We start from the raw sequence: 14,026 nt of genomic DNA, 5'->3' as shown, positions 1-14,026 counted from the left end.
CACCTCCGCTGCCACCCCCGGACGCGTTGCCTGGCAGGATCGGGACGCGTGATCGGAAGAACGGCGTTCAGCAGGCGTGCGGTCCTGCTGGCGGCGGCCGCCGCGCCCGTGGCGGTCGCCTGCACCCCGACCCCTCCCCCCGCGCCACCGCCCGACCCGCTCGCGGAGCTGGTGCGGGCGGCGCTGTCGGACGCCGCGCTCGCCGCGGCCGCGGGCGCGCCGGAGACGGCGGCCGCGCGGACCGAGCACGCCACCCGGTTGCAGGCGGAGGTCGACCGGGCCACGCCGCGGGTGCCCGGGTCGTCCGCGCCGCCCACGACGTCGGCCCCGGTCGCACCGCCCGCCGGGGCGTCGCGGGAGTCGCTGGTGCCGGCGCTGCAGGCGGCGCAGAAGCAGGCGGCGGACCTGGTGGCCTCGGTGGAGGCGCACCGGGTGGGGTTGGTCGCCTCGGTGGCGGCCGGGTGCGCGAGCCTGCTGGAGGCGCTGTCATGAGTGTCGACGCGGTGCAGGACGCGCTGGCTGCCGAGCACGCGGCGGTGTGGACGTACGGGCTGGTCAGCGCGTTCATCTCGGCCCCGCCGCAGGCGGCGGCGGTGACGGAGGGCGCCACGGCCCACCGGGCCAGGCGCGACGCGACCGAGCGGTGGTTGCGCGACGCGGGCGCGACGCCCCGGCCCCCGGCGGCGGCCTACCTGCCGCCCCAGCCGGTGGACAGCGCGGCCTCGGCCATCGCGGCGCTGATCGCGGTCGAGACCGATGCCTGCGTGGCGTGGCGCGGTGTGCTGGAGCGGACCGACGACGGCGCGCTGCGCACGTCGGCGCTGGACGCGCTGACGTTGTCGGCGGTCCGGGCGACGCGGTGGCGCAAGGCGGCGGGGATCACGCCCACGTCGATCGCGTTCCCCGGCGCCGGGGTCGGGTAGGGCCCGCGGTCAGGCGGTGAGGTCGGCGGCCAGCCGGAAGGCGTCGTTGCTGATCCGCTTCATCAGGTCGACGTGGGCCGCCTTGTCCGGGCCCGGTTTCACCGTGTCCGACTCGATGATGACGACGTCGTGGTCCTGCTGGCGGGCGGCGAACCCGCCGTTGGCCAGCGTGGTCAGGTTCGGCACCCGGACCGCGCCGTCCTTGACCAGGTCGTTGACGTTGCCGGTGCCGTCGCGGGTGGTCAGCTCCTTGAGCTTGGCGGCGTCCTCGGTGGTCTTCATCCGCACGACGGACACGGACGTGTAGACGGTCACCCCGTCGGGGGTCGTCGTCGTGTACAGGCCGCGGGTGAGCTGCTGGCACGGCGTGTTGGTCAGGAACGTCTTGGTGTGGCCGTACGCGTGGGAGGCGCAGTCGCTGTCCTTCAGCGGCTCGGGGACGTCCGGCGAGGCGGTGAACCGGAACTCGCCGGACGGCGTCGACGTGGGCGCGGGCGTGCCGGTCGGGGTGTCCTTGGGCATCACGACCAGCCAGATCAGGCCCGAGACCACGGCCACTCCGAGCAGACCGAGGCCCTTGAGCGCCAAGCCGCGGCGCGAGGGGCGCGGCGGCTCGGGCGGTGCTGGGGCGAGCAGCGGGTCCAGCCTGCCGATCTCCGACCGCCACAGCGGCGCGGTGTCCGACGGACGGAGCGGCGGGATCCGTTGCGTCACCTCTTCGGGTGATTCGGGAGGAACCGACACGAAGACCCACGGTAACGGAAGCGGGTCACTCGAGCGCCCTGAGCACCCGGTCGACGTCGGCCTCGGTGTTGTAGAGGTGGCAGGCCAGGCGCACGCGACCTGCGCGGACGCTCGACCGCACGCCCGCTTCGGAGAGCCGATCCGCCGCGCCCGGCAGGTCGAGCGAGACGATGGCGGAGCCGCGCGGCGGCAGGCCCAGGCCGGTCAGGAGCCGGTCGGCGAGGCCCACGTTGTGGTCGCGGACCGCGGCCAGGTCCAGGTCGGCGAGGTAGGACAGGGACACCGCGGCACCGTGCTGGGAGAGCCAGACCGGGGAGAGGTCGAGCCGGCGGGCGTCCGGCGCGAGGCGCAGCGGCAGGCCGTAGACGGTCTGCCAGGGGTCTTCCCCGGCGAACCAGTTGGCGGCCACGGGCACCGTGCGCTCCAGCGCCGCCGGCGAGCAGGCCAGCCAGGCGCAGCCGCGCGGCGACAGGAGGAACTTGTAGCCGACGGCCACCACCCAGTCGGCCCAGTGCAGGTCGAGCGGCAGCCAGCCGACGGCCTGCGAGGCGTCCAGCAGCACCGGGACGCCGGTGGCGCGCAGCCCTTCGAGGTCGACCAGGCGACCGTCGGCGGACTGCACGACGCTCACGGCGACCAGGTCGTGCCGGCCCGCCTCGGCGACGATGTCGTCGAGGTCGACTTCGGTGACCCGCAGGCCCCTGGCGGCGAACGGGAACGTCACGCTGGTGAACTCGCCGCGGGCGACCAGGACGGAGGTGTCGGCCGGCAGCCCCGCGGCGACCAGCGAGACCAGCTGGGAACCCGAGGCGCCCAGGGCGACCCGGTCGGCGGGCACGCCCACCAGGCGGCCGAACGCGCGGCGCGCGGTGGCGGCGGGCCCGTCCGCGGCCGCCGCGCCGTCCGCGCCGGCCGACCACCGGCGCACCGCGTCGGCGACGGCGGTGGCGGTCGGCGTCGGGGGGATGCCGACGCTCGCGGAGTTCAGGTAGCCGAGGGGGGCGTCGAAGGTCGTGCCGAAGGCTGAGCGCATGGGGTCATCAGACGGCCCCGGCCACCGGGTCGTCCACCGGTTTGCGGTTCTTGCGGCGGGCGTAGACCTGCTTGCGGGTGCGGGCGACGACCTCGCCGTCGGCGTCGGTGACGTCGGTGGCGAACCACACCAGGGCCTTGCCGTCGGCGGCCCGCGCGCGCAGGTCGTCCAGGTGCTCGTCGGTCAGGTGGAACTCGGCGTGCACGGTGCCGCGCCCGGGCTTGACGAACTCGATCTCGCCGGCGCGGTCCCAGACGAGGTGCTCGCGGCCGAGGTGGTGGAGCACGAGCAGCATCCAGAACGGGTCGGTCATCGCGAACAGCGAGCCGCCGAAGTGGGTGCCCACGTAGTTGCGGTTCCACCAGTGCAGCCGCATGCGCACCCTGGCGTGGCGGTAGTCGTCGGACAGCTCGACCACGCGGATGCCGGCGAACAGGAACGGTGGCCACAGGTTCATGCCGCGGCGCAGTCGGGATGCCTTCACGACGGCTATGTTACCAGCGGGTAATGAGCGTTAGTGCAGGGTGATGACGTTCCCGGTCACCTTGCCCGCCGCGTCCGAGCACAGGAAGGCCACGACCTCGGCCACGTCCTCGGGCTGCGACACGTCGTGCTGGGCGCGGACCGCGTCGTTGACCCAGCCGGTGTCCGTGACGCCCGGCTTGACCACGTTCGAGGTGATGCCGTGCGGCCACAGCTCCGCCGCGGCCGACATGGCGTAGTTCTCCAGCGCCGCCTTCGCCGCGCCGTAGGACACCTCGCTCGGGAAGCCGTGCGGGCCGCCGGAGGTCAGGCCGACGATGCGGCCCCAGTCGCCGCCGCGGGCGACGTGCCTGCGGGCGAACTCGGCGATCAGCAGCGCGCCGGCGCGGGCGTCCACGGCGAACTGCGCGTCGAACGTCTGCGGGGTGACGGCCCGCAGCACGCGGCCGAACCGGTCGGTCGCCGCGGCCAGGAACGTGTCCTGCACCCAGCCGGAGGCGTTGTTGACCAGGACGTCGACCGGGCCGAAGACCCGTTCGGCGGTGTCGAACAGCTCGGCGGGCGCGAGCGGGTCGGCGAGGTCGACCTCCAGCGCGTGCGCCCGGCCGCCCGCCCCGGTGATGGCGGCGACCACGGCCCCGGCGTCCGACTCGCGGGCGGTGAAGTAGTCGCGCGGCACGCTCGGGTCCGGCGCCGGCGCGAAGCGCAGGAACGTGACGAGGACGTCGACGCCCCGGGCCGCGAGAGCGCGGGCGGTCGCGGCGCCGATGCCCTGGTTGGCGCCGGTGACGATCGCGGTGTGGGTCACGACGGGCATCGTCGCCGATCCGGCGCGGGTCGCGCACCGCGTTTTAAGCTCTGGAGGATGCGCAGCGAAGAGATCGAGATCCGCACCGGCTCGACCGAGGTCGTGCACGACCTCACCCGCGCCTGCGAGGACTTCCTGGCCGACGTGGACGGCGACGGGCTGCTGCACGTCTGGGTGCCGCACGCCACGGCGGGCCTGGCGGTGCTGGAGACGGGCGCCGGCAGCGACGACGACCTGCTGGCCGCGCTGCGCGACCTGCTGCCCGCCGACGGGCGGTGGCGGCACCGGCACGGCACGCCCGGCCACGGCCGCGACCACGTGCTCCCCGCGCTGGTGCCGCCGTACGCGACGATCCCGGTGCTAGGCGGTGTGCTGGCGCTGGGCACCTGGCAGTCGGTCTGCCTGGTCGACACCAACGTCGACAACCCCGTCCGCAAGGTCCGGCTGTCCTTCCTGGCGGGGTAGCAGCAGCACGAGCAGGCCCGCCGCGGCGAGCGCCGCGAACACCCGGACCTGGGCGGTGTCCGGCGACCCGCCGTGCAGCAGCGCGCGCAGGCCCTCGGTGGAGAACCGGAACGGCGTCCACGACCACAGCAGCGCCCGGTAGACCGGGTCGATCAGCTCCGGCACCTGGCCCGCGACGGCGGGAGCCACCAGGTAGAGCGGCCCGAGCACGGCCATCGCGCGCAGGCCGAGCAGCCGCAGCAGCGCGCCCTGGACCAGGGCGAACGCCACGCCCACCAGGGCGAGGTAACCGAGCACGGGCGCGGTGAGCGGCAGGGCCCGGTCCCACAGCGCGAAGAAGCCCGCGACGACGGCGACGCCGAGCGCGGTCGCGGCGAGGACTCCCGCCAGCCGGGCCGACCGGGTGGGCCGGCGTGCCAGGGCGGTGAACGCCGCGCCGGCCACCAGGCCCGCGATCCACAGCAGGGCGGTGCCGGCGAGGGGCGCGGTGCGCCCGGCGGCCGAGGCGGGGTCGAGCGTGACCACCTCCGGCACCGCCCCGGTGGCCTGGGCGACGCCCGCGAGGACCTGGTGGGCCACCTGGGTCCCGGACGGGTTCACCGCGCCGGACAGCACCACCGTCGCCTTGCCCGGCGCCAGTTCGAGCACCCCGTAGACCTCCTGGCGCGACAGTAGGTCGCGGGTCCGGTCGGGGGTGGTGACCCGCCAGGAGACCTCCCGGGCGTCGCCGCCCGCGAGCTCGTCGGCGACGGCGCGCAGCGGGGGTGGCGCGCCGGCGTCCACGGCGACCGCCAGCGGCACCGCGTCGGGGTGCGCCGTCGCCTGGACGCCGAACGTCAGCAGGCCCAGCACGAGGGCGACCAGCGCGCCCACGACGGCGGCGGCCACCGCGATGACCGCCGGCGGCCGGTCGTGCAGTGCGGCCATGGTGTCCTCCTCGGTAGTTCATCATGTGTTGAATTAGAGGCTACGACCGATCGGGCGATTAAGTCAACGCACGTTGAATTAGCCGAGGAGATCCTCGTCGTCGGGGTCAGCGGGTACGGTTCAGCCGTGACTTACCCAGGTGACGGGCAGTCCGGTTGGGGTGGGCCGCCCAACCAGGGCGACTACCAGGGGTACCCGCAGCAGGTGTACCCGCAGAACTACGGCGGCTCGTACGGCGGCCTCGGCGTGTTCTCCGGCGGCGACGAACCGCCCCCGAAGAAGAGCCGGACGGGGCTGTGGCTGGCGATCGCCGCGGTCGTCGTGGTGCTGGTCGGCGGTGGGGTGACGGCGTTCGTGCTGACCCGGCCGGACGGCTCCACCCCGGTCGCCCAGGACTCCGCCACGAGCAGCGCGACGACGACCACCACCACCAAGCCGTCCACCACGGCGAAGTCCACGACGTCCAGCGCGGCCCCGCCCACCTGCGAGGCCGCGAAGAAGGACTGGAACTGCCTCGCCGTCCCGACCCTGTCCTACAGCTACGACGTGCCCAAGGGCTGGTCGCCCGCGGCCGGCTCCGCGCCCGTCGAGGGCCTGCCGGACGTGAAGCTGGTCGGCCTCACCGTCACCGGCGCGTACGACTGCGGCGGCAAGGGCTTCACCCGCGGCGGCGCGGGCGGTGTCGTGGTGCCGCAGACGGACCTGACCGCGGTGGCGAAGGACTTCGCGCAGAAGCTCGCCACCCAGTACTACAAGTCCGCGCCCAGGTCCGAGGTCAAGCTCGGCGAGCCCAAGCGCGTCACCGTGGCGGGCACCATCGAGGGCGTGCAGGTCGACGCCGTCGCCACGACGTCCGGCGACCAGTGCCTGGCCACCAAGGGCGTGGTGAAGGTCCTGGTCCTCAAGGGCGACAAGGGCTACCACGTGTTCATGGCCAACGGCGACCTCGAAGGCGGCCCGGCCGAACCCCGGCCGCAGACCGAGGCCGACCTCCAGGCCATGGTGGACTCCGTGAAGCCGCTGAGCCGGTGAACTACACCGGGCTGGGCGTCTACCAGCAGCCGCCGCCGAAACGGCCCGGCCGCGCGCCGCTGTGGATCGCGCTGGCCGCGGTGGCCGTGCTGGTCGTCGGCGGTGGCGTGACGGCCCTCGTGCGGGCCAAGTCCGGCGACGCCGGCGCACCGCGGGCGACCCCGGCGCCGACCTCCGCGCCCGAGCCGGACTGGCAGCCGGTGGACGACCCGCAGGCGGGCCTCGCCTACGAGCTGCCGCCGTCGTGGGAGTCCAGCGGCAGCGGCGCGTCCGGGCGGGTGAGGATGACGACGTCGTACGTGTCCCGGCCGTTCGAGTGCCAGGGCCGCAGCATGGTCCAGGCGCAGGCGATGGCCGGGTCGGTCGTGGACGACGACCCCGAGCAGGTGGCCACCGAGCTGGTCAACCGGATCGCCGCCGGCGGGTACACCGTCGACGACGCGCCGCCGCGCATCGACGAGCCCCGGGTCGAGCCCTCCGACGACGGGGCGGTCCGGCTCAGCGTCGAGGTGACGCCGCAGGCCGCCAACGCGTGCTTCGCACCCAGGGCCGCGGTCAGCGCGGTGGCGCTGCGCCGCGGGGCCGAGGTGGCGGTGCTCGTGCTCAACGTCGCCCGGGGAGGGCCGCACGTGGCCGAAGGGCCGTCGGAGGACGACGTGGAGCGCATCTTGAGGAGCGTGCGGCTGTCGTGAACACCCTGGTGCTGTGGGACATCGACCTGACGCTGATCGACGCGCGCGGGGTCGGCCACGCCTGGTACCGCACGGCGTTCCTGGCCGCGGCGGGCCGGGAGCTGGTGCACGTGCCGTCCTTCCCCGGCCGCACGGAGCAGGCCATCACGCGGGAGCTGCTGACCGCGCACGCCATCGAGCCGACCGACGAGGTGGTGGCCCGGCTGCACGCCGAGCTGGTCGACGTGGCCACGCGGGAACGCGACCTGCTGGTGGCGCGGGGCCGCGCCCTGCCCGGTGCGGCGGCGGCGCTGCGGGAGCTGGCCGGGCGGGACGACGTGGTGCAGTCGCTGGTCACCGGCAACCTCGTGGAGATCGCCCGGTACAAGCTGGCCGCGTTCGGGCTGGACGAGCACCTGGACTTCGAGATCGGCGGCTACGGCTCGGTGTCCGAGCACCGGCCCGCGCTGGTGCTGGAGGCGGTCCGGCTGGCCACCGCCAAGCACGCCCGCGAGTTCCGGGCGGTCGTCATCGGCGACACGCCCCACGACGTGGACGCCGCGCTGCACCACGGCGCCGTCGCCATCGGCGTGGCGACGGGCCGCAGCAGCGCCGCGGAGCTGCGGGAGGCGGGCGCGCACGTCGTGCTGGACGACCTGGCCGACACCGGGGCCGTCGTGAGGGCCGTCCTCAGCCGTTGAGCGGCGCGCTCCACACGTGGACCTGCTGTGCGGGCGGGAAGCCCACCGCGCCGAACAGGAAGGCCCGGTCCCGGGTCGACGCGACGGCCGTCAGCTCGGCGAGCCGGTCGAAGCCGCTGTCCCGCACCGGCGGCCGGCAACCGCCCCAGGTCGACCAGGCCCGCGCCGATCAGCAGCACCACGACCACGAGCAGGGCGCGCCGGTCCCGGATGATCCCGACCGGGCGGCCGCGGGCGGTACGCGATACCGCGGGCCGCGGCCACCCGGTCCGGGTGCGGGTCAGCCCCGGACGGCGGCGAGCAGGCGCCCGACCGCGTCGGCGACCGGCACCTCCTCGCGCTCCCCCGTGCGGCGGTCCTTGACCTCGACCAGGCCGTTCGCCAGGCCGCGGCCCACCACCACGATCGTCGGCACGCCGACCAGCTCGGCGTCGGCGAACTTCACGCCCGGGCTCGCCTTGCGGTCGTCCAGCAGCACCTTCAGGCCCGCCTCGGACAGCTCGCCGGCCAGCTTCTCGCCACCGGCGAGCAGCGCCTCGTCCTTGCCCGCCACGACCACGTGCACGTCGGCGGGCGCCACGTTGCGCGGCCAGATCAGGCCGCGCTCGTCGTGGCTCTGCTCGGCGATCACGGCGACCAGGCGGGACACGCCGATGCCGTAGGAGCCCATGGTGATCCGGACGGGCTTGCCGTCCGGGCCCAGGGCGTCCAGCGAGAACGCGTCCGCGTACTTGCGGCCCAGCTGGAAGATGTGCCCGATCTCGATGCCGCGCGCGGCGACCAGCACGCCCCTGCCGTCGGGCGACGCGTCGCCCTCGCGGACCTCGGCCACGTCGATCGTGCCGTCGGGGGTGAAGTCGCGGCCCACGACCAGGTCCACCACGTGGTGGTCGGCCTTGTCCGCGCCGGTCACCCACGCCGTGCCGCGGACCACGCGCGGGTCGACCAGGTACCTGACGCCGTTGGCCTGGATCGCGCCCGGACCGATGTAGCCCTTGACCAGGAAGGAGTTGCGGGCGAAGTCCGCGTCGTCCAGCATCGCCACCTCGGCGGGCGCGACCGCCGCCTCCAGGCGCTTGAGGTCCACCTCGCGGTCGCCGGGCACGCCGATGGCCAGCAGCGACCACTCCTGCGCGCCGGGCTGTCGGGTCTTCACCAGGACGTTCTTCAGGGTGTCCGCGGCGGTGAAGGTGCGGTCGGTGTTGGCGTTGAGGAAGTCGACCATCGTCTTGATGGTCGGCGTGCCGGGCGTGTGGTGCACCTGCGCGGCGGGGTGCGCGGCGGGGTCCTGCTCGGGCGGCGCGGGCGTGACGACGGCCTCGACGTTGGCCGCGTAGTCGGACTCCGTGCTGCGGACGAACGTGTCCTCGCCGGTCGGCGCCACCGCCAGGAACTCCTCCGACGCCGAGCCGCCCATCGCGCCGGACGTGGCCGAGACGATCACGTACTCCAGGCCGAGGCGGTCGAAGATGCGGATGTACGCCTCGCGGTGCCGCAGGTAGGACTCGCCCAGGCCCTCGTCGGCGAGGTCGAAGGAGTAGGAGTCCTTCATCAGGAACTCGCGGCCGCGCAGGATGCCCGCGCGGGGGCGCGCCTCGTCCCGGTACTTGGTCTGGATCTGGTACAGCGTGACGGGGTAGTCCTTGTAGGAGGAGTACTCGCCCTTCACGGTGAGCGCGAACAGCTCCTCGTGGGTGGGGCCGAGCAGGTAGTCCGCGCCCTTGCGGTCCTTGAGGCGGAACAGGTTGGGGCCGTACTCGGTCCACCGGTTCGTCGCCTCGTAGGGCTCCTTCGGCAGCAGCGCGGGGAACTGGATCTCCTGCGCGCCGATCGCGTCCATCTCCTCGCGGACGACCCGCTCGACGTTGCGCAGCACCCGCAGGCCCAGCGGCAGCCACGAGTACCCGCCCGGGGCGACGCGGCGGACGTAGCCGGCGCGGACCAGCAGCTTGTGGCTGGGTACTTCGGCGTCGGCCGGGTCCTCGCGCAGGGTGCGCAGGAACAGCGACGACATCCTCGTGATCACGGTGGGCGCTCCTCGGGGGCGGGTTGTCCGGGAAAGGGTAGTGAACCGCCCCTGATCAGTTCCAACGGGTTCCGCTCGCCCGGGCGCCGCCGGTGGCGCGACGCGCGACCCGGACGCCCGGTGGCACGCGCCCGGGTCGCCCGGTGAGCCGGGGGTGGTGAGCCGGGGACGACCGGGAGCGCGACCGCCGGGGCGCGGTCGGTGCGCGGGCGCATAGGCTTGCCCGCCGTGCTGGTACTGCTCCCACCGTCGGAGACCAAGGCGCCCGGCGGGTCCGGCGCGCCGCTCGACCTCGACCTGCTGTCGCACCCCGAGCTGAACCCGGTGCGCGGCAAGCTGGTCGACGCGCTGGTCGAGCTGGCCGCCGACGTGCCGGCGAGCCTGGCCGCGCTGGGCCTCTCCGAGCGCCAGGCGGGCGAGGTGGGGCGCAACGCCGAGCTGCGCCGCTCCCCCACGCTGCCGGCGCTGGCCCGCTACACCGGGGTGCTGTACGACGCGCTCGGGCTCGACGCGCTGACGAAGGCCGAGAAGTCGCGCGCGTACGCGCGGTTGTCGGTGGCGTCGGCGCTGTTCGGCGTGGTCGGCGGTGGTGACCCCATCCCCGCCTACCGGCTGTCGGGAGGCAGCGCGCTGCCGTCCGTGGGCCCGCTGGGCACGCTGTGGCGGCCCGCGCTGGAGCCGGTGCTGGCCGCCGCCGACGAGTTCGTCGTGGACCTGCGGTCCAGCCCGTACACCTCGCTCGCGCGCATCCCGGGTGCCGCCGTGGTCCGGGTCGTCACCGAGGACGGCTCGGGGCGGCGCAACGCCGTGAGCCACTTCAACAAGGCGCACAAGGGCCGGCTCGCGCAGGCGATCGTGAAGTCGCGGTCGGAGCCGGCCGACCTCAGGGGCCTGATCAGGGTCGCGGTGCGGGCCGGGCTGCGGGTGGAGCCGACCGGCGCCCGGACCGCCGACCTGGTCGTGTAGCCCGCTCGCGGCTCAGGCCGAGCGGATCGGGCGGGTGGAGCGCAGGGACGGGGCCGCGTGGCGGGACCCGGCGCGGTCCCGGGCCGGGCGGGCCGCCGCGGCGCGCAGGTCGGCCACCACGCGCGGCACGTCGCGGTCTTCGGCGTCCGCGCTGCCCGCCAGGCGGGAGCCCAGGGCGATCCGGCGGTGGTGGTTGCGCTCCAGGCCGTAGACGGTGAGGGCGAGGACGGTCAGGACGGTGATGATCGCTGCCATGGCACTAACTGTGCGATAAGCAAGAAACCGCCACCACTGGCAGACTTGCCGTTGTGCATCAAAATTCTGCCAAGTAGGGTGCCGCCATGCTCCGCACCGTTGCCGCCGTGGTGATCGACGGCGTCGCCCCGTTCGAGTTCGGCGTGATCTGCGAGGTCTTCGGCATCGACCGCACCGGGGACGGCGTGCCGGCGATCGACTTCCGCGTCTGCGGAGAGGAGGCGGGCCGGCCGGTCCGCACGAGCGTCGGCGCGTCCCTGACCCCCGACCGCGGCCTCGACGGGCTGGCCGACGCCGACCTGGTCGCCGTGCCCGCCCTCCACATCCGCGACGAGTACCCGCCGCGGGTCGTCGAGGCCGTCAAGGCGGCCCACCGGCGCGGCAGCACGCTGCTGTCGGTGTGCAGCGGCGCGTTCCTGCTCGCCGCCGCCGGCCTGCTGGACGACCGCCGCTGCACCACCCACTGGCACCACGCCGCCGAGTTCGCCGAGCGCTTCCCCGACGTCAAGCTCGACCCGGACGTGCTGTTCGTGGACGAGGGCGACATCATCACGAGCGCCGGCACGGCCGCGGGCATCGACGCGTGCCTGCACCTGGTCCGCCGGGAGTTCGGCGCGGCCGTCACCGCCACCATCGCCCGCCGCATGGTCGTCGCGCCGCAGCGGGACGGCGGTCAGCGGCAGTTCGTGGAGCTGCCCGCGCCGCCGCGCCAGGCCGACAGCCTCCAGCCGCTGCTGGCCTGGCTGCAGGACCGGCTCGACCGCGAGCACACCGTCACGAGCCTCGCCGAGCGGGCGAACATGTCGGAGCGCACGTTCGCGCGCCGCTTCGCCGCCGAGACCGGCACGACGCCGCACCGCTGGCTCACCACCCAGCGGGTGCTGCGCGCCCGCCAACTGCTCGAGGAGACCGGGCTGACCGTGGAGGACGTGGCCCACCGCTCCGGCTTCGGCACCGCCGCGCTGCTGCGCCACCACTTCACCGCCGTGGTGGGCGTGCCGCCCAAGGACTACCGACGGTCGTTCGCACACCGCTGACGGCCGTTCGCGTGACTCACAGTCGGGAATTTGTCACAACACGTAAGGGTGATGCCAGAATGACCGCGTGACCACCGACACAGCCGATTCCCCCGACAGCCCGTCCCCGGAACCGGTCACGCCCGGCCAACTGCGGGGGATCACCGAGGACCTGCGCACCGACGCGCTGGACGCGCCGGAGGCCCTCAAGCGGGTGTGGTCGGGGCTGTGCCTGGCCCGGTTGCTCGGCCTGCGCCTGGCGCTGGCCGACCGCACGTGGCGGCAGCGTCAGCTCAACGCGGAGTCGGTGGAGCACCAGCTCGCGCACGACCTCGGCACGTCGGCCACGTTCGCCGACACCGCGCTGGTCCTGCCCGGCACCGCGGCGCCGCACCCCCTCCCGGCGGACGAGGTGGACGACGCGGTCGCCGCGCTGGTCGAGTTCAGCGGCACGGCCCGGGAGCGGATGCTGGCCGTCGCGCCGCGCGCCTCGCAGTGGCACGACGAGCGCGTGCTGCGGCACGACTCGCTGGTGATCCGGCAGCTCGGGGCGGCGTGGCTGGGCGAGCGCGGCAGCTACCGGTTGCAGCCCCGGTAAACCGGTTGCGCCCGCGCGGGGCGTACGGGCACCCTGTGCCCGTACGCGTGAAGTGCCGGTGGTGGCAGACCACGGCGGAGTCGAGGAGGTGCCCGATGGCGACAGCTGTCCGGGACGTGGCGCCGACCCGTCCGCTCGCCCCGCTCGCCTGACGCGACCCCGCGCGAAGGACCACACCGCGCCGGGTGGGGGCGATCACTCCCACTTCACCTGGAGACCCTCCAGTGCGCGAGCACGATCAGTACACCGAGTACGAAGCCGGGTTCGACCACGCCGACGACCTCGGCTGGCACGCCAAGAAGGCGAAGAAGTCCCGGGCCCGGGGCGACGACGACGTGGCGCCGGTCCGGCGCGGCCGCCTCACCGAGGAGGCCAAGGACCGGCTCACCCAGATGCGGGAGGACGCCGCCGCGGCGGACGTCCCGGAGGACGGCGACCGCTGGTCCACCTGGGGCGAGGCCGACCAGGGCCCGAAACCGCACCCCGGGTGGTTGGTGACGGACCTGTCCGCCGTCGACCGCGAGCTGGGGATCGTCAAGACCGGCAAGGAGGCGGACGTCTTCCTGCTGGAACGCGCGATGCCCGGCACCGACCGGTCGTGCCTGCTGGCCGCCAAGCGGTACCGCAGCAACGACCACCGGCTGTTCCACCGGGACGCCGGCTACCTCGAAGGGCGGCGGATGAGGCGCTCGCGCGAGATGCGGGCGATGACCAACCGCAGCGCGTTCGGCCGCAACCTCATCGCCGAGCGGTGGGCGGTGGCCGAGTTCGCCGCGTTGACGACGCTGTGGCGGCTGGGCGCCCCGGTGCCCTACCCGGTGCAGCGCGACGGCACCGAACTGCTGCTGGAGTTCGTCGGCGCGGACGGCGCGGCGGCACCGAGGCTGGCCCAGCTGCGGCCGGACCCGGAGGAGCTGCTGGACCTGTGGCGGCAGCTGCTGGACGCGCTGGGCCTGATGGCCTCGGCGGGCCTGGCGCACGGCGACCTGTCGGCGTTCAACCTGATGGTGCACGACGGGCGGCTGGTCGTGATCGACCTGCCGCAGGTGGTGGACCTGGCGGCGAACCCGCGCGGCCCGGAGTTCCTGGAGCGGGACGTGCGCAACGTGGCCGGCTGGTTCACCGCGCGCGGCCTCGCCCCGGAGCTGGCCGAGCCGCACGAGGTGACCGCGATGCTGCTGGACGTGGCCGGGCTCGGCTGAACGGCCGCCCGCGCGGACCCCGGGTCGGCAGCGGCCCGGGGTCCGCGCCTGCGGGACGTCGAAGTGCCCCGCCGGAGGGCGGGGCGCGGCGGCGGCCCCGGTTGCTCCGTTCAGTTGGTGCCGGGCCGGCCGGAGCACCTCGGCCTGCCCGGCACCAAACCGCCTCCCACCTGCGC

Annotated in this window: 18 protein-coding genes; 10 read left to right on the top strand and 8 right to left on the bottom strand. The window is 74.7% G+C overall.

Features of this window, described 5'->3' with window-relative positions; translation table 11 throughout:
• Window positions 1–48 precede the first annotated feature (48 nt).
• Both ACIGNX_RS20525 and ACIGNX_RS20520 read left to right on the top strand, forming a co-directional pair.
• Window positions 49–492, top strand: coding sequence for a hypothetical protein (locus tag ACIGNX_RS20525; protein ID WP_396542250.1), 444 nt, complete (start codon window positions 49–51; stop codon window positions 490–492).
• The gene (locus ACIGNX_RS20520) at window positions 489–923 is read left to right on the top strand and encodes a ferritin-like domain-containing protein (RefSeq protein WP_396542249.1); all 435 of its coding nucleotides are present in this window, start codon (window positions 489–491) and stop codon (window positions 921–923) included. The genes ACIGNX_RS20525 and ACIGNX_RS20520 overlap by 4 nt, the downstream gene beginning before the upstream one ends.
• Before the next feature lie 9 nt (window positions 924–932).
• Here ACIGNX_RS20520 and ACIGNX_RS20515 read toward each other — a convergent pair whose 3' ends face one another.
• From ACIGNX_RS20515 to ACIGNX_RS20500, 4 genes are read right to left on the bottom strand one after another with little or no spacing between them, the layout of a single operon-like run.
• On the bottom strand, window positions 933–1,637 hold the full coding sequence (locus tag ACIGNX_RS20515; protein WP_396542248.1) for a hypothetical protein: 705 nt from the start codon (window positions 1,635–1,637) through the stop codon (window positions 933–935).
• Window positions 1,638–1,692: 55 nt separating this feature from the next.
• Window positions 1,693–2,700 carry an aminotransferase class V-fold PLP-dependent enzyme gene (locus tag ACIGNX_RS20510; protein ID WP_396542247.1) on the bottom strand — a complete coding sequence of 336 codons (1,008 nt, stop codon included), beginning with the start codon at window positions 2,698–2,700 and terminating at the stop codon, window positions 1,693–1,695.
• A gap of 7 nt (window positions 2,701–2,707) precedes the next feature.
• Window positions 2,708–3,184, bottom strand: a complete 477-nt coding sequence (locus ACIGNX_RS20505) for a DUF4442 domain-containing protein (RefSeq protein ID WP_396542246.1) — start codon at window positions 3,182–3,184, stop codon at window positions 2,708–2,710.
• Window positions 3,185–3,214: 30 nt separating this feature from the next.
• Window positions 3,215–4,000 carry an SDR family oxidoreductase gene (locus ACIGNX_RS20500; RefSeq protein WP_396542245.1) on the bottom strand — a complete coding sequence of 262 codons (786 nt, stop codon included), beginning with the start codon at window positions 3,998–4,000 and terminating at the stop codon, window positions 3,215–3,217.
• Window positions 4,001–4,048: 48 nt separating this feature from the next.
• Between ACIGNX_RS20500 and ACIGNX_RS20495 the strand changes: the two genes are divergently transcribed.
• Entirely contained in the window at window positions 4,049–4,456 is a 408-nt protein-coding gene (locus tag ACIGNX_RS20495) for a YjbQ family protein (RefSeq protein ID WP_396542244.1), read from the top strand.
• On the opposite strand, the gene ACIGNX_RS20490 is transcribed toward ACIGNX_RS20495, so the two are convergent.
• Window positions 4,352–5,383, bottom strand: coding sequence for an ABC transporter permease (locus ACIGNX_RS20490; protein WP_396542243.1), 1,032 nt, complete (start codon window positions 5,381–5,383; stop codon window positions 4,352–4,354). The two genes, ACIGNX_RS20495 and ACIGNX_RS20490, sit on opposite strands and share 105 nt — an antisense overlap.
• Window positions 5,384–5,509: 126 nt before the next feature.
• Between ACIGNX_RS20490 and ACIGNX_RS20485 the strand changes: the two genes are divergently transcribed.
• From ACIGNX_RS20485 to ACIGNX_RS20475, 3 genes are read left to right on the top strand one after another with little or no spacing between them, the layout of a single operon-like run.
• Window positions 5,510–6,415: a hypothetical protein gene (locus ACIGNX_RS20485; RefSeq protein ID WP_396542242.1), complete on the top strand. Its 906-nt coding sequence runs from the start codon at window positions 5,510–5,512 to the stop codon at window positions 6,413–6,415.
• Window positions 6,412–7,107, top strand: coding sequence for a hypothetical protein (locus ACIGNX_RS20480; RefSeq protein ID WP_396542241.1), 696 nt, complete (start codon window positions 6,412–6,414; stop codon window positions 7,105–7,107). The genes ACIGNX_RS20485 and ACIGNX_RS20480 overlap by 4 nt, the downstream gene beginning before the upstream one ends.
• The gene (locus ACIGNX_RS20475; RefSeq protein WP_396542240.1) at window positions 7,104–7,787 is read left to right on the top strand and encodes an HAD family hydrolase; all 684 of its coding nucleotides are present in this window, start codon (window positions 7,104–7,106) and stop codon (window positions 7,785–7,787) included. The genes ACIGNX_RS20480 and ACIGNX_RS20475 overlap by 4 nt, the downstream gene beginning before the upstream one ends.
• Here ACIGNX_RS20475 and ACIGNX_RS20470 read toward each other — a convergent pair.
• Together ACIGNX_RS20470 and ACIGNX_RS20465 are read right to left on the bottom strand one after the other, a co-directional pair.
• A complete protein-coding gene (locus ACIGNX_RS20470; protein ID WP_396542239.1) occupies window positions 7,777–7,914 on the bottom strand; it encodes a hypothetical protein in 138 nt (45 codons plus the stop codon). The two genes, ACIGNX_RS20475 and ACIGNX_RS20470, sit on opposite strands and share 11 nt — an antisense overlap.
• 153 nt (window positions 7,915–8,067) lie before the next feature.
• Complete coding sequence (locus tag ACIGNX_RS20465) at window positions 8,068–9,813, bottom strand: proline--tRNA ligase (RefSeq protein ID WP_396542238.1); 1,746 nt, start codon at window positions 9,811–9,813, stop codon at window positions 8,068–8,070.
• Window positions 9,814–10,041: 228 nt separating this feature from the next.
• Here ACIGNX_RS20465 and yaaA point away from each other — a divergent pair, with 228 nt between their 5' ends.
• Window positions 10,042–10,779 (top strand): peroxide stress protein YaaA, encoded by a 738-nt coding sequence (gene yaaA, locus ACIGNX_RS20460; RefSeq protein ID WP_396542237.1) that lies wholly within the window; start codon window positions 10,042–10,044, stop codon window positions 10,777–10,779.
• A 12-nt stretch (window positions 10,780–10,791) separates the two neighbouring features.
• Here yaaA and ACIGNX_RS20455 read toward each other — a convergent pair whose 3' ends face one another.
• Entirely contained in the window at window positions 10,792–11,034 is a 243-nt protein-coding gene (locus ACIGNX_RS20455; protein WP_396542236.1) for a hypothetical protein, read from the bottom strand.
• 86 nt (window positions 11,035–11,120) lie between these two features.
• Between ACIGNX_RS20455 and ACIGNX_RS20450 the strand changes: the two genes are divergently transcribed.
• From ACIGNX_RS20450 to ACIGNX_RS20440, 3 genes are all read left to right on the top strand, one after another.
• The gene (locus ACIGNX_RS20450) at window positions 11,121–12,071 is read left to right on the top strand and encodes a helix-turn-helix domain-containing protein (RefSeq protein WP_396542235.1); all 951 of its coding nucleotides are present in this window, start codon (window positions 11,121–11,123) and stop codon (window positions 12,069–12,071) included.
• Between the two features lie 67 nt (window positions 12,072–12,138).
• Entirely contained in the window at window positions 12,139–12,648 is a 510-nt protein-coding gene (locus ACIGNX_RS20445; RefSeq protein ID WP_396542234.1) for a hypothetical protein, read from the top strand.
• A 224-nt stretch (window positions 12,649–12,872) separates the two neighbouring features.
• A complete protein-coding gene (locus tag ACIGNX_RS20440; RefSeq protein ID WP_396542233.1) occupies window positions 12,873–13,850 on the top strand; it encodes a serine protein kinase RIO in 978 nt (325 codons plus the stop codon).
• The last annotated feature ends 176 nt before the right edge of the window (window positions 13,851–14,026 follow it).

It is taken from the genome of Actinosynnema sp. NPDC053489 (assembly GCF_044544865.1).
Classification (GTDB): domain Bacteria; phylum Actinomycetota; class Actinomycetes; order Mycobacteriales; family Pseudonocardiaceae; genus Actinosynnema.
Note: the sequence above shows the minus strand (reverse complement) of the source record. Positions and strands in the feature narration are given on the sequence as shown.